The 15,117-nt window shown below is 35.2% G+C and carries 11 protein-coding genes; 4 read left to right on the top strand and 7 right to left on the bottom strand.

Features of this window, described 5'->3' with window-relative positions; all coding sequences use genetic code 11:
- Positions 1–87: 87 nt before the first annotated feature.
- From KM149_RS02735 to tcaR, 3 genes are all read right to left on the bottom strand, one after another.
- Positions 88–630 carry a TetR/AcrR family transcriptional regulator gene (locus tag KM149_RS02735; RefSeq protein WP_050332085.1) on the bottom strand — a complete coding sequence of 181 codons (543 nt, stop codon included), beginning with the start codon at positions 628–630 and terminating at the stop codon, positions 88–90.
- A gap of 476 nt (positions 631–1,106) precedes the next feature.
- A complete protein-coding gene (gene tcaA / locus KM149_RS02730) occupies positions 1,107–2,498 on the bottom strand; it encodes a membrane-associated protein TcaA (RefSeq protein WP_241415509.1) in 1,392 nt (463 codons plus the stop codon).
- Positions 2,499–2,608: 110 nt separating this feature from the next.
- Positions 2,609–3,073 (bottom strand): MarR family transcriptional regulator TcaR, encoded by a 465-nt coding sequence (gene tcaR, locus KM149_RS02725; RefSeq protein ID WP_060829471.1) that lies wholly within the window; start codon positions 3,071–3,073, stop codon positions 2,609–2,611.
- Between the two features lie 449 nt (positions 3,074–3,522).
- Here tcaR and KM149_RS02720 point away from each other — a divergent pair, with 449 nt between their 5' ends.
- Positions 3,523–4,167 (top strand): YdcF family protein, encoded by a 645-nt coding sequence (locus KM149_RS02720; RefSeq protein ID WP_241415508.1) that lies wholly within the window; start codon positions 3,523–3,525, stop codon positions 4,165–4,167.
- Between the two features lie 136 nt (positions 4,168–4,303).
- Here KM149_RS02720 and KM149_RS02715 read toward each other — a convergent pair whose 3' ends face one another.
- Both KM149_RS02715 and KM149_RS02710 read right to left on the bottom strand, forming a co-directional pair.
- Positions 4,304–4,990: an ABC transporter ATP-binding protein gene (locus tag KM149_RS02715; protein WP_165545201.1), complete on the bottom strand. Its 687-nt coding sequence runs from the start codon at positions 4,988–4,990 to the stop codon at positions 4,304–4,306.
- The gene (locus KM149_RS02710; protein ID WP_165545202.1) at positions 4,987–6,051 is read right to left on the bottom strand and encodes an ABC transporter permease; all 1,065 of its coding nucleotides are present in this window, start codon (positions 6,049–6,051) and stop codon (positions 4,987–4,989) included. The genes KM149_RS02715 and KM149_RS02710 overlap by 4 nt, the downstream gene beginning before the upstream one ends.
- A gap of 229 nt (positions 6,052–6,280) precedes the next feature.
- Here KM149_RS02710 and KM149_RS02705 point away from each other — a divergent pair, with 229 nt between their 5' ends.
- Positions 6,281–6,958, top strand: coding sequence for a response regulator transcription factor (locus KM149_RS02705; protein ID WP_050330072.1), 678 nt, complete (start codon positions 6,281–6,283; stop codon positions 6,956–6,958).
- Positions 6,951–8,321, top strand: coding sequence for a HAMP domain-containing sensor histidine kinase (locus KM149_RS02700; RefSeq protein WP_182281142.1), 1,371 nt, complete (start codon positions 6,951–6,953; stop codon positions 8,319–8,321). Before KM149_RS02705 ends, KM149_RS02700 begins: the two co-directional genes overlap by 8 nt.
- Before the next feature lie 249 nt (positions 8,322–8,570).
- Here KM149_RS02700 and mqo read toward each other — a convergent pair whose 3' ends face one another.
- Positions 8,571–10,076, bottom strand: a complete 1,506-nt coding sequence (mqo, locus tag KM149_RS02695; RefSeq protein WP_165545204.1) for a malate dehydrogenase (quinone) — start codon at positions 10,074–10,076, stop codon at positions 8,571–8,573.
- A 601-nt stretch (positions 10,077–10,677) separates the two neighbouring features.
- On the opposite strand from mqo, the gene KM149_RS02690 reads away from it, so the two are divergent.
- Positions 10,678–11,859, top strand: coding sequence for a glycosyltransferase family 4 protein (locus tag KM149_RS02690; protein ID WP_241415507.1), 1,182 nt, complete (start codon positions 10,678–10,680; stop codon positions 11,857–11,859).
- 131 nt (positions 11,860–11,990) lie between these two features.
- On the opposite strand, the gene KM149_RS02685 is transcribed toward KM149_RS02690, so the two are convergent.
- Positions 11,991–15,083, bottom strand: a complete 3,093-nt coding sequence (locus tag KM149_RS02685; protein WP_241415506.1) for a Rib/alpha-like domain-containing protein — start codon at positions 15,081–15,083, stop codon at positions 11,991–11,993.
- Positions 15,084–15,117: the final 34 nt, after the last annotated feature.

The following is a 15,117-nucleotide window of genomic DNA, read 5'->3' as shown; positions in this document are numbered from 1 at the left end:
ACAGAGATAAAATTTGATTTCAATTTTTATTTACCATCAAATCTGTAAACTGGGTGAATGACGTTCTGTTAGTCTATTTCATATTTGTTATTCGTGCTTAAAACTAATTAATTTTTGATAGAGTTTATCCATATAATAAGCATCGAATGCAATATTACAATCAATACGCCATTGATTCATAGATTGAATCGTAGACGTATACACATAACCGAAAACTTCTACTGGAAAATGTGGTTCAAAAGGCAGCTTCGTCTCATGTGATTTCAACTCACCTTCAAAGTACTTAGAAAATTGTTTTAAAATTAATCGATAAAATTTAGGATCTTCTTTTTGAGTTTGTAAAATTTTTATAATTTGTTGATCAAACGTTTTTTCCAGACTGCTAAAAGGATAATACAGTCTCTCTTCAAATTGTAAATTAAAGTAAGGTTTCATCACACCTCTACAAACATACCAAAGTAGCTCATATTTATCTTTAAAATGCTGATAAAAAGTCGTTCGATGCACATTTGCTTTGTGACAAATATGATTAATTGTAATTTTAGTGAGTAACTGCTCTTCTAATAACTCTAAAAATATTTGAGACAATCTTAAATTTGTCTTTTGTACACGAATATCTTTTTCATTCATAATCCCCACCTTCACCTTTCTTCATGCTTAAAGGTGTTACCCCTTAATATGGCGTCTCTTTATACACATTTTGTTTATTATAAACTAACTTTTAATTCATTTACAATGCAAAAATTCTTGGAACGACATAATTATCAAATGTATATTGTTTTACTACATCTTTTATATAAGTATCATATTTAATTAAATAAAAAGAGATGAACAAAGATTTAATTAGAAAAGAATTCGTTCAAGTGACGATTAAATGCACAAATACTGGGCTAATGAGATGGTTTAATATGAATGTAGTTCGCTTCAAGTTGTCACCTTTTCTGAATAACTGAAAACAAAAAAGACAGGATAGGAATCCAAAAAATTAATTTTGGTTTCACGATCCTGTCTTTTTGAGCAAAGCAGCGTGACCTATTATCATACAAATGCACAATACACGATTCATCAGACGCAATCTATCTATCGCTTTACTTATGGCTTATTTTTTAATAATCTTCATAATTGACGATTTTTAGATGATCTCCATCGGAATCACCATCAATTAAATAATGAGATTGAATGATTTGACCTTGCTCATTTTCTTTTTCAACTAACACTGAATAAAAATCATTATTTTTACTCACATTCGTCACTTTGGGATTTGTAAAATGATATCTTGCACGCCCATTAATTTTCTCTTTCATGACTTCATAATTAGATGTATCTTTTAATAGATAACTTGAAATCTCAGCAAAATCTGATTTTTCATAGGCTTTATTAAGCGCACCTGTGTATTTTTTTATAAACTCACTTACTTTATCAAAAGTATTCTTTTGTTTGGATGCATTAAACTTTTTAATTTCATCCTTATCAAAGGACAATTCCACTTCATTTTCAGACTGTATATCACTCTTTTTGATTACTTTTTCATTTGTTTTAAACTTCTGATCATAGGACTGCCCTTCCGCGTAGATCACTATATCTTTGTTAAGTGGGAAGGATTTATACGTTTCATCTGAACGTGGCTTAATTTTTTCACCATTAATGACAATCATTAAGTCTTTTTTATTCAAGCCTTCTGTATTTTTAAGTTTCACTTTTATTTTCGCTTCTTCAAAATCCTCTGTTACAGGTATCGTCTCGTTGTTACTTTGATCAAAATCAAACTTCAGTTGTCCTTCATATGTCCCTCGGTCTGTCGTCTTAACAGCATCAACCGCGTACCGCCCAGGGATGTAATTACCTAAAGCGACGGATTGGTCTTTTTCTGTAATGATTTTCTTCTTCAAACCGTCTGATTCAAATTCAAAAGTTGCTTTTTCATTTGATTTTATGACGGCTTGTTTCGTAGGTGCTTTAAATCCGATATTATCAAAAATGAGATAGCGTCGCCCATTTTTACTAATTCGTAAAACATCTTGGCCTTTTTTCGTTTTAATATAAGAAGCGACGGCTGTCTCATGATTTAAACTATCCACTGTGTGAAAAACACCTTTTTCAAATTTTTTCATTCCTATTTCATCTTTAATATATTTGATGTAAGTTGCCGCTTCTTTTCGTCCTACTTTGTTGTCCTTTGAACTAAGAATATTCGATACTTTTGCGACGTCATTGTTATTCACAGCATTAATTAATATTTTTGCTTGCGCTTCAGGAGAATTGAAATTTCTTAATAATAAAAACAAAATCATTAACAAAATTAGAATAAACGTAACGATAGCAATAGGTATGACCGTCTTTAATGGGAGACGATTTTTATGAGGAGGTGTTGAGTTTCCTTTAGTTTGTCGACTCAATGATGGCGTAGGTTCTTTCGAATAAGAAACTTGACTGCCACAATGTCGACATATATTTTTCTGATCTATCGTTTCTTCTTCACAAACTGGACACCAGCTCATATTTTCACCTCTATTTCTTCTAATTAAAATTTTAACGATGCTTTTATCAAAACTATTAGACTGCCCCATTAAGTTGGGATCATTGGATAAAAACAATCTATTCGACTCAATTATAAACGACTAAGCTGAGATTTGATACGTTCATCTATTTTTTCGAGCATTTCCCTCGTAGCTTCAATTTGATTAAGCGGAATATCTGATAACATTTTATTGGCAAGATTTGCTATCAAATCACGCGATGCACGTACATAATTTGCCCCTTCTTCTGTAAGTGCCACATATTTTAATCGTTTATCGTATTCATGATTCAATGTCATCCACTGAACCAGCCCCAGATCCACGAGTTTCTTTATCCGCCTGCTGACAGCTGCTTTATTGACACCTTGCTTTAAAGTAATTTCCGTTAAAGTTAATGATTTATGACTTGATAGCATTAAAAGGACACTTGATTGTTCGTTAGAAACCCCATATTTCGAACGCAAATCTTTTAATAACGCTGTCGTTAACGCATTCATATTCGTCATAAACTCACCCATAAACGTTACATGTTGACTCATTGTTTTAGAATCAGCCATCGTTCATCACCACCTTCACAACATTCGACGATCTTTACTATCGTAACAACAATTATTTTATAATGAAACGGTCTTTTTTATCATTTTCTTGGAGAATTTAGTATGATGATTGTAAATGACAATTAAAGGACACACTTATTTAAATGAATATACTCACTTATTTTTTATTAACAAGCTACATTATAATCTTAATATTTATAAAGATAAAGCCACATCGTATATTAAATATTTCATTGTTTTATATTTTAATGCTAATCAATATGCTCATCGTTAGCAATACCTTTATTTTAGGCGAGAATCGGCTTCTTATGATGTGCATACTTTTAGGGTTAGGTTTATGTGCAATTGGGACATTGCCTTTTCGTTTTTTGATTAAACGCAACTACACAATAAAGTACGTTTTATTATATCATTGCATGTTGATCAGTTTAATTTTGGGCTGTTTTTTCGTGAAAGCCGTAATTCCAAGTATTTTAACAATACCTTTTGATTTACTGATTAACTTGACGATTGTGTTTGTCGCATCATGGCAATGTTACCTTTTGATGACTTATCAATTTAAGCAAACACGATCAGTGTATCAAAACCCAACGATTCTCATTTTAGGTGCAGGTATTTTTACAGAGCGTGTGACACCTTTATTAAAATCACGCTTAGATGCTGCCATGACTTTGATACCGCGCGGTTCATCTCAATTCAAATTCATTGTGAGTGGTGGACAAGGTCCCGATGAACCGATACCAGAAGCATTAGCTATGCAACGCTATTTAATACAACATGGTATTTCACCAAAACATATCGTTTTAGAAGACGCTTCGACAAATACACAAGAGAATATTTTATTTTCTAAAGCCTACTTAGATGCATCAAACATCAAAAAATTAGTCATCGTCACAAGCGACTTTCATATTATGCGTGCACTTCGTATTGCGCAACGCGAAGGGATTCAAGCGACTGGTTTGGGTGCACCTACACCACGCCTCGGCATTTCTTTACTTCACGATTATAGTGGTTTGCTTTTCAAATATCCTTTTACTTGGTGGATTTTTGGTATCGTACAAGTTCTTATCGGTATCTATTGGCTATTAATGTAAACGTGCATGTTCCATTTGTTTGCCAGCTTCATCACAATAAAAAGACTCGACTTTTACGTGTGCTTCTACACATTTTCAAAAATCGAGTCTTTCTTTTTATATGATTGAAAACAATGTCAAGTTCATGATTGTACTGCTATTTTGTCGCGTAAGTTTTATCAGATAATTGACCATCTTTTAGGTAAATCATGCAATCAGCATAATCGAATAATCGCTCATCATGTGTCACCATAATACCGATTGCACCTTCTTCTTTCACTTGATTTTTAATCATTTCTACCACTTCCGTTGCGCGCTTCGCATCTAAGCTTGCGGTAGGCTCATCCGCTAACAACAATTGTGGTTGATTCATCCAAGCACGCATAATCGCAACACGTTGCTTTTCCCCACCAGAAAGCATATGTGGATACGCATCAAGTCGATGTGCCAAGCCGATACGTTTTAATAGCGCAACCGCACGTTCACGAGCCGCCTTTTTACTCATTCCTGCTTCTTTTCCTACCAATTCTAATTGCGCACTGACTTTTAAATAAGGAACAAGATGTGCAGCTTGAAAAATAAAGCCAATATCTTTTAATCTTTTTTCAGTTAATTCACTTTGATTTAAATGATTGAACGCTTCTCCATTTAATAAAACTTGACCTTCTGTAGGAGAAAGCAGCCCGCCAATAATAGATAATAATGTTGATTTACCTGATCCAGATGCACCATTTAAAATGACAAATTCACCGGGATTGACTTCAAAATTAATATTGTTCAAGACCTTGGTCTCTGCTTCTCCCTTACCAAACGTTTTGACTAAATCTTTGACAATTAAACTCATTGATTTCCACCTCCGATTGCTTCAATAGGGTCTATTTTAAAGACACGAATCAACGATAACAGTGCCCCAATCACAGCGACCACGATAAAGACAATCACAACTAGCACCATGTTCATCATGCTAATATGAAATGGCATTGTAACAGGCAATGCTGCGGAAAGACCTACAATGACACCCAATGCAATCAAGACACCAATGATTGTAATAAACAGAATTTGGAATAGTAATGACCATAATAAGTGACTTGTCTTCATTCCGATTGCCTTCAAAATGCCGATTTCTGCCGTTTTTTGAATCGTCATCACATAGAAAAATGCAGTCAATACAATGGCAGTAATCACAAATAAGCTGACAATCATCATATTCAGTGGTGCTTGTTCTGCTTGATAACTTGGAATTGCACCCGTTAAATCGTCTTTATTTACGATTTCTACACCTTTTATCTGTTTAAGATGGTCAATATCTTTTTTACTCACATGGTTCAAAAAGTATAAAGCAGTAGCGCTTTGATGATCGGCAACTTTCTTAAGACCGCCTTCATTGACTAATGCCACGTTCGTATGTGCATACATCGCATCATCGAAGAAGCCGACAACTTTCAATTTTGTATCATTCCCTTTAATATGAATGACATCACCGATGTGTAAACCTTCTCCTTCGAGTTTACTATTTACAGTGACTTCCCCATCATGTTGTGGGAGTTGGCCTGCTTTTAATGAAGGTAATTCTTGTTTCGGCATTGTTGCAAATAACATATCCATCGTATCCCCTTTAAATTTTCCAGTTGCCATGGTTAATTTTAAAGGAGACTGCGTAACGAATTTTTCAACGGCTTGCTGCTCTGAATCTGACAAATTCGATTTTTCAAGTTGTTGATCCACACCTTTTTGAATCACAAATTGTTCTGATTTAAAGGAATCAATAAGCGAAATGTTTTCTCTTGCTAAGCCCTGTGCTAATCCTGTAATAAAGAGCACCATACTTGCGAGTAAGATCACAATAAACGTAATTAACAAATATTTAAATTTATGAAACTTCAGTTCATTTAATGCAATAGACATGAACACGACTCCCTTTCTTTCTCATTTCTCTCACAGTTTACTTCGGAAATATGAACTGAATATGAACAATAGACGGTTTCATCATTTTTATTAAATATTTTCGTGAAAGACGCTTAGGGAGCGTTGTGCAACAATCTCCTTTGGTTACCCAGTTTCAAAATAGACATGATACAATAGATAACAAATTATGAAACGTCGCTCTCATTTATAAAAGAAAGGTTGTGGAAGCATGCCAGTCACGTGTTTAATCATAGACGATGACCCTGAAATACTAAACTATGTCGAAACACGACTCCAACATGAAGGCTATCATGCCGTTTCATTAAAAAGTGGAGAAGCAGCACTGAGTTACCTTGAAAAGCACACAATTGATATTGCAATTGTAGATATTATGATGGACGGTATGGACGGTTTTGAGCTATGCCAAACTTTAAAATATGACTATGAATATCCCGTTATTATGTTAACAGCCCGAGATGCCCTAAACGATAAGGAACGTGCCTTTTTAGCTGGGACAGATGATTATGTCACAAAACCGTTCGAAGTAGCTGAACTTGTTTTTAGAATTAAAGCTGTATTAAGACGATATCAAGTCGAAACAGCCACACAACTGACATTGGGAAATTTAACGATAGATCAAAGTCAATTAGAAGTAAAAGTGGGGTCTAAAGGCATGATATTACCTAATAAAGAGTTTGCCTTACTTAGTTTATTAGTCGCTTACCCTAGACAAGTTTTTGAACGTGAATCACTTATTGAAAAAATATGGGGCTTGGATTATGAAGGGGATGAAAGAACTGTGGATGTCCACATTAAACGCTTGCGCACGCGATTGGCCAAGCTCGGAGCAAATATCCATATCGAAACCGTTCGTGGTATCGGCTATAAGGTGATGGAAAATGCTTAAATCACTTTATTCTCGCTTTGCTATTTATACCCTGACTGTTATGATTATTAGCGCCCTTTTAAGTTTTGAAATTTCTAATATTTATTATCATTTTGAACTAAAAGACAAAAACGATGCGAAAATAATGGCTACTTTAAAACGTGCAGACGCATATAAAGAAGCGCAGCAAGAACAAGATTTAAAACGCTATTTAACATTATTAGGAGATCTTAATTATCAAGTGGTTGCATACAATGCGCAGGGTGAAGTTCGATCTTTCGGAGAACCCTTTAGGAAAGATAATTTGAATCGCGCAACGATTTCACGTGTCTTATCCGGTCATGACTATCACGGTATCGCACAAAGACCTTTTCACCCCTTTATTACAGGTTTTTTTGATAATGAAACACGTAATACAGTCGGCACTCAATTTAAAACTGATCACGGTCGTTATGCCGTATTTATCCGGCCTGATATCGGTCATACCTTTGCAGAATTTAGAATTTTTCTGCTCGTTTTACTCGTATTACTCGTTGTCATATCTATTTTACTTGTTATTTGGTCCACTTATGCTTTAGTGAAGCCTGTCAAGCAACTTAGAAACGCAACAGAACGTATGATGTCTGGTGATTTTACAACACCAATTGCGATTACACGTCGTGATGAATTAGGAACATTACAACAACATTTTGATACGATGCGCCTTGAATTAAAACAACTCGATGATATGCGCCAACACTTCGTACAAAACGTTTCCCATGAGATTAAAACGCCTTTAACACATATTCATCATTTATTAACACAATTACAACAAGAAAAAACAACGCCTAAACAATCGGACTATATCGCTAAAATTTATGATGAAACCCATCGCTTAAGTCAATTGACCCGTCAGCTTCTATTGTTATCTGAACTGGACAATGATGTACATCTTCAATTTGATGATGACATCAGAGTACATCAATGTGTATTGGCTATCTTAAAAAACGAAAACTATGCGATTGATCAAAAGAATCAAGTCTTAATATATGATTTAACGGAAGTTACAATTAAAGGGAACCAACGTTTGCTGACCCAGGCATTTGAAAATATCATACGTAATGCGATTAAATATACAGATACTTATGGAACAATCGAAATCCAACTCACAGCAAATGATAATAATATTTACTTTATGGTCACAGACGATGGCTCTGGTATGTCTGAAACAGTCCAAAATCACATCTTTGAGCGTTTTTATAAAAAATCATCATATGCTGATAGCAATGGATTAGGCCTAGCAATTACAAAAACTATTATAGAACGCCATCATGGAGAAATTAACGTTAACAGTCAACTAGGTAACGGCACGACATTCACAATCATATTGCCACGCCATTCTTAAAAAGTTTCTAAAGCCTTTTGCAGAACGCAAAAAGGGTGTAACAATCTGAATTTAGAAAAGACTTTCATTTCTATAAGAAAGTAATCACCTCAGCTACCCTGTATTTCCCTAGCCTGTTATTTTACAAATGAGGTTCAACTTCATTATGTCTTTAAAAAATGGGACAAAACTTGAAAATCAAAAGTTTTGTCCCATTTATTAGGCTTTGGTTACGCCTTTATAACTTCTATATTTAAAGATAAGTCACTGTCAACTTAATAATGTACCAGACTCATCTAATTTTAATTGTTTTGAAATTTCATGATTCAAAGATTTGAAAAGTTCGATTTCATCTGTAAGACGCTTACCGAATGAAGGTACCATTTCTTTTACACGTGGATCCCATTCTTTGAATTGACTTGGAAATGCACGTTGTAAAATGTCGAGCATAACAGCAACTGCTGTAGAAGCACCAGGTGATGCGCCTAAAAGTGCAGCAAGTGTACCATCTTTAGAAGTGATCACTTCCGTACCAAATTGAAGCGTACCTTTACCTTTTTCTTTAGTATCCTTAATCACTTGAACACGTTGACCAGCTACAACTACTTCCCAGTCTTCATTTTGTGCGGTTGGTACAAAGGCTTTTAAATCCGCCATTCTTTGATCATTTGAAAGTAACAGCTGTTGGATCAGATACTTCGTTAATCCCATTTCTTTCGCACCCGCTGCTAACATGGTTGTGACATTATTAGGCTTCACTGATTTAATGAGATCAAAATATGAGCCTGTTTTCAAAAATTTAGGTGAAAAACCTGCAAAAGGACCAAATAATAATGCGCGTTCACCATCAATAAAACGTGTATCCAAGTGTGGAACCGACATAGGCGGTGCACCTACTTCAGCCTTACCGTAAACTTTGGCTTTATGTTTTTGCACAACTTCTGGATTTTTGCATACTAAAAACAGCCCACTTACCGGGAAGCCTCCGATATGTTTGGATTCAGGGATACCAGTTTTTTGTAATAACGGTAAACTTGCGCCCCCTGCACCAATGAAAACAAATTTAGATGACACTGTAAAAACACGATTTTCTTTTAAATCTTTAATCTTCACAGTCCAAGTCCCATCTTTATGTTGCTTTAAGTCTAACACCTCATGTTCGTAATACAGTGCGCCCCCTTTGGCTTTAATTTGTGACAATAACTTACGTGTTAATGCCCCAAAATTGACATCTGTACCCGATTCATCTCGCGTTGCCGCAATCGGTATCGTTTTATCTTCACGGCCTTCCATCATTAAAGGCACCCATTCTTTTAACGTTTCAAAATCGTCTGCTAGAGACATGCCTTGGAACAGTACATTTTCACGGAGCGCTTTTACACGCGCTTCTAAAAATCTTACATTTTCTTCCCCAGTTACAAAACTCATATGAGGTACTGTACGAATAAATGCTTCAGGATTTTGTAATTGCCCTTTTTTTACGAGATATGACCAAAACTGTTTAGACACTTGAAATTGCTCGTTAATTTTAATCGCTTTAGAAATATCCATCGTGCCGTCTTCTTTTTCGCTTGTATAGTTTAATTCGCATAATGCAGAATGACCTGTCCCCGCATTATTCCATACATTTGAACTTTCTTGCGCACATTCATCTAAGCGTTCAAAAACATTAATATCCCAATCTGGTTCTAACTCTTTTAGTAATGTGCCTAAAGTTGCACTCATAATTCCGCCGCCGATAAGTACGACATCTGTCTTGTTATGTAAATTGTTCATAACAATCCAGTCCCCCTTTTCGTTTTAAATCATTTGTTTGCATGTGGGATAGACAATTTTAACCCAGGCTCCATTGCCACATCCTATCCCGTGAGGTGCGCTCAACTTCTAACTGCTTTAGTTTAAGCAGCAATTGAAGTGCGTCACTGACTACGTATCAACTAACGACCACACTTAAGTGTGCGATTGTTCATATTCCCAGCTGTGCCCTTTGTTAAGCGTGAGTGCGTAATCAAATGGATTGCGACATCTCACCGCGAAATATGTAAAAATTGATGTAACTTGGTGACAGCGTCATCCTCAAACTCACATTGACTCAAATGAATCATCATCAATCTTTCAAAATTGTTTGATAAATGTGCCTAAAAGTACACCCATCATGATGATTATTACTTCAATTATATACCTTAATCATAGAAGAAAAAAGCGTTAGCGATTAAAATTGTGAATTTTTAATACTACTATTTTTAGTTTCAAACAAATTAACATTTTTATGTATATATAAATTTTCAAATATTCCGAATAAAATTATCACTTCTCTAACACTAATGATTTTAAGAATGATATAATATATAAAAAGCTAGCAATTGAGGGATGCGACATGAAGTCTATCACTTTTTTAATGCATAACATTTATGCAGTTGGCGGTACAGTAAAAACAATTACAAACCTCGCGAATCAACTCGTTCGTCAAGGACACCAAGTGACAATTATTTCTATTTTCAAATCTAAAGATAAACCCTATTTCGATCTTGACTCACGTGTCATCGTCAAGCCTCTCATCCATTATCAACTCAGAATACGTCACTTGATGCCACTCGCTGCCAACCGAATTCGTAAATTTACACCGTTATTAAAACCAAAATATTTATCCAAATACGAGCCCGGTTATCGTCAATATTCAAGTTATATTGAGAAAAAAATCATCCATGCCATTCAAAATGATCATTCAGATATTTTTGTCGGCACGCGTGCAAGCCATAACATATTAATTGCTCGATTTGGTAATCCTCACCAAGTAACAATAGGAATGGAACATATGAACTTAGATGCCCATTCTCCTGAATTTAAAGATGAAATTCTGACCTATTATCCACAACTCAGCGCAGTGACAACTTTAACGGTTCAAGATAAAAAACGCTATGCTGAATACTTGGATATTCCAATTTTTGTCGTTACTAATATGATTGATGAAAAGCGCCATCATATTATGAAAAAGCGACAAATTATTGCCGCAGGTCGATTTGAATATGAAAAAGGATTCGATCTATTAATACAAGCCATTTTTGAAATTCAAGATGACTTAAGAGACTTTGGTTACACTGTTTCAATTTTTGGTGATGGTAGTGAAAAAGAAGCCTTACAACAACAAATCAATTTTTTACGTATACAAGATTTAATCTTTTTACGTCCAACAACGCAACACTTAAGTACCTATATTGCTGAAAGTAAGATCACTTGCATACCATCACGCAACGAAGGGTTTGGCATGACCATTTTGGAAGCGATGAATCAGGGGAGTATCGTGATTAGTTTTGATGGCAACACCGGACCCGAATCAATCATAAATCACGGTCGAAATGGGTTTTTGGTTCCACACCACCAACCTTCACAATTGGCAATGCAAATATTAGAAATCATGGAATATGATAGCTCTAAATACCTTAAACCGATTATACAAAATGGTTATAAAACTGTAGACAACTACCAACCAGAAGCCATATATCAACAATTTATAGATACTATAGATACCGTCGTTCAGTCGCACAATATAAACTCATAATAAAAGCCATTCAAAGATATTTGTTTAATCTTTGAATGGCTTTGTTTTATAATTACAAAGTTACAATTATTTCAGAAGTTATAAGTTAATTGAAGGGGGCAAGCCCCTTCAATTTTTAACAATCACTTTACTTATTGATCTTTATTGCGTTTTCTACGTCCAACGAATAGTAGAGATCCTAATCCTGCAAATAATGTTCCAAATAATGTAGCATTACTATTATTTCCACCTGTATCAGGTAAAGATTTTTGATTGTCTTTATTCGTATTTTGTTCTTTATTTTCACTTGCTTTATTCTGGCTGTGAACCTTTTCTAGTATTGTGACTGGTACTGTAATGTGATCCGTTGTTCCATCTGGATATGTCACTGTTACGCCTACATCTGTTCTGCCTGTTTGACTTCCATCTGGTAATTGATCTGGGTTATCTACTGTAACTGTGTAATCTCCTTTATCCTCTGGATAATTCGGCACTGTTACTGAGCCAATTACATCTTCTGCTGTCACACCTGTACCGTGATCTTTCGTTACACCATTACTTTCTGGTTCATACGCATCATTATCTGCTTGCTCTCCAATTGTGACTGGCACTGTAATGTGATCCGTTGTTCCATCTGGGTACGTCACTGTTACGCCGACGTCAGTTGTTCCTGACTGACTTCCATCTGGTAATTGTGTTGGGTCGTCTACCGCTACAGTGTAGTCCCCTTTATCTTCTGGATAATTCGGTACTGTTACTGAGCCGATCACATCCTCAGTAGTAACAGCTGTACCGTAGTCTTTTGTTACACCATTACTTTCTGGTTCATAAGTACGTTCATCAGTAATTTTAACAATGAATGAATCTGCCGCAACATTGTTTCCACCTGCTACTAAGTATGCAGTATAGACATCGCCATCTACTGCAGTTTCAGGAACCACAAATACACCCTTTTGTTCTCCATCAGTTAATGAAGTAATATCTTCAGATTTTTGTACAATATTACCGTTTTTATCTTTCCATTCAATATGTGTTGGAAGAGGTGATAATTGTCCGCCTGTTAAATCAATATTCACTGTGTCACCAGGAATAGCTGGTTTATCAGTATTATTGAAGTCAATAATATTCAAATTAATATCTGTATTTGGCACTACTGCAAAGTTCACATTGTACCACATTGGATTTTGAACCGGGTTTTGTGCTGGTGCTGACTGAGGCGCCCATGACAAATTACTATTTGGTTTTCTAAATTCTGGACTTGTATATGAAGAATACGTCTTAACAATATTCCCTTCTTTATCTGTTACATAACCATATAGATAATCTGAATTTAAAGTAGTTTCAGGGAATCTTAATGTATATCTACCGTCTTTATCCGTTTCCCCATAAACTGTTGCAGAAATGTACTCTGGATGATCTGTTAATAAAGTTTTAGCTGCCTCAGCTCTTTCACTTTCAGCCAAATTTTCAACTTGTGCTTTATAAGCTTGTGCACCTTCACTTGTTAAAGATGACATTACTACTGTATAGCCTTCTGCTTGTGGATCATTAGCGTTATCATTAGGTCCAGTAGCAGAGTTTGCATAATCACCAGATCCGGTCTCAAGCCATACTTTACCTGAGACAGTATTTTTAGCATTTGTAGAGACTGAAGGATTATTTAATGGTCCCTTATCATCATGTTGCCATTCTGCTCGATCTTTTGTTATATAACCTCCAGTTGGTTGTATTCCCATGAAAACACCAGTACGTTGCATATTTGTTCCAATTAGTGGAAACTGCCCTATATTTGAATTTGATACAGAATTAACATAAGCGCCAGGGAAAAATCCACCAGCTTGACGAATCATCGAAGCTGTATTACCATTTGCTGTTTGGAAATCTTCAATCCATAATCGATAATATTGACCCGAAACTGCGCTATACTTATGTTCTTTACCAGCTGCGTCTACCCATGCATCTCTCAAATCAAAAGCATAAGCACCAGGACCAACTTGTGATCCTTCAGAAGAATCAAGTTTATTTGTTGTACTTGCGACATATGCTGGCGATACAGAACCATCTTTATCAATCCATTGCATATACACTTTTGTACCCTCAGGGACAGCTGTTAGCCCATTAGATGTTGTTGAAGGTGTACCTTTATCAACAATCCATGCTTTACCTGACAGTGTATTTTTAGCATTCGTTGCATCTGTAGAAGAATTAATATAACCATTTTTAATTGCATCTGCTTCAATAATTTCTGTAGAACCTATTGATAATGCAGTTGGTGTTGCTGCAGCTAAATTAGTTGCTTGTCTATTAGCTGCAGTTGGCGCAGCACGAAATGCCGTTGCCACTGGTGAATTTGCATTTTGTTGATTTGCTAATGCATTTATTAATGCGAATTGTAATTCTTGTGCTGTTAATTCATTTGCATTTATGTTTAAATCACTAATTACTTTTTCTGCTTCTGTTGCCGAAATGTTTGCTGTCTTTGCATAGTAATCGATTGCAGTTTCTTTATTAGTTACACGGTTAATATCAGGAGATAAAGTTGAAGTATTATTGTTAACATCTTTAGCTTCAATTACTTTTCCGTCTCCATCCACTTTAGCTGTCACATCATTAGGTAATACAACTTCTTCTGAATTCTCAGTATTTTTATGCTCTAAAGATTCTTCTTTAGGTGCTAATTGCTCTTTATTTGATGAAGTTGTTGCTTCTGTCTTCTCATTGTTGTCTGACTCTGTTTTTGCAGTAGACTCTACATTTTCTTCATTTGCTTTGTTTGTTGTATTCTCTTCTGTTAATGTTGATGGGTTGTCACTAGTAGAATTTTCTTCCAATGCTTCATTCGAAGTTGTTTCAGTTTCTGTTTTTTTATTGTCTGTTGGTTTCGTAGTAGGTTCTGATGTTAATTCTGGAGTGTTTTCATTTGTATCATTTTTCTCTTGAGTTGAATTTGATTGATCTTCATTTGTGTTTTTAGTTGTAACTTCAATATCAGCGTTATCTTCCTTAACAGTCTCAGGTGTTTCCTCACGATTTAAATTTTGGTCATTTATGCCTTCATTAGATGTGGGATTGCTTTCTACGTTTTCAATTGAGCCTTCTTTTTCAGCTGCTTTCGCTTCATCGTTAGAAGCACCAAATATCAATGTGACACCTAATAAGATAGAAGCTGTACCTACTGTAAACTTACGTATAGAATACTTATTGTTTATATTAGGTAAAAAATCAAGTTTCTTAGATTTTTTCATCGAACTAAAACCTCCTAATTATTTATCTCAATTT

This window comes from Staphylococcus coagulans (genome assembly GCF_022557135.1).
GTDB classification, from domain to species: domain Bacteria; phylum Bacillota; class Bacilli; order Staphylococcales; family Staphylococcaceae; genus Staphylococcus; species Staphylococcus coagulans.
Note: the sequence above shows the minus strand (reverse complement) of the source record. Positions and strands in the feature narration are given on the sequence as shown.

Coding starts and splice junctions, on each gene's coding strand:
- KM149_RS02735 (WP_050332085.1), bottom strand. CDS start 630: ATGAATGAAAAAGATATTCGTGTACAAAAGACAAATTTAAGATTGTCT.
- tcaA (WP_241415509.1), bottom strand. CDS start 2,498: ATGAGCTGGTGTCCAGTTTGTGAAGAAGAAACGATAGATCAGAAAAAT.
- tcaR (WP_060829471.1), bottom strand. CDS start 3,073: ATGGCTGATTCTAAAACAATGAGTCAACATGTAACGTTTATGGGTGAG.
- KM149_RS02715 (WP_165545201.1), bottom strand. CDS start 4,990: ATGAGTTTAATTGTCAAAGATTTAGTCAAAACGTTTGGTAAGGGAGAA.
- KM149_RS02710 (WP_165545202.1), bottom strand. CDS start 6,051: ATGTCTATTGCATTAAATGAACTGAAGTTTCATAAATTTAAATATTTG.
- KM149_RS02705 (WP_050330072.1), top strand. CDS start 6,281: ATGCCAGTCACGTGTTTAATCATAGACGATGACCCTGAAATACTAAAC.
- KM149_RS02700 (WP_182281142.1), top strand. CDS start 6,951: ATGCTTAAATCACTTTATTCTCGCTTTGCTATTTATACCCTGACTGTT.
- mqo (WP_165545204.1), bottom strand. CDS start 10,076: ATGAACAATTTACATAACAAGACAGATGTCGTACTTATCGGCGGCGGA.
- KM149_RS02690 (WP_241415507.1), top strand. CDS start 10,678: ATGAAGTCTATCACTTTTTTAATGCATAACATTTATGCAGTTGGCGGT.
- KM149_RS02685 (WP_241415506.1), bottom strand. CDS start 15,083: ATGAAAAAATCTAAGAAACTTGATTTTTTACCTAATATAAACAATAAG.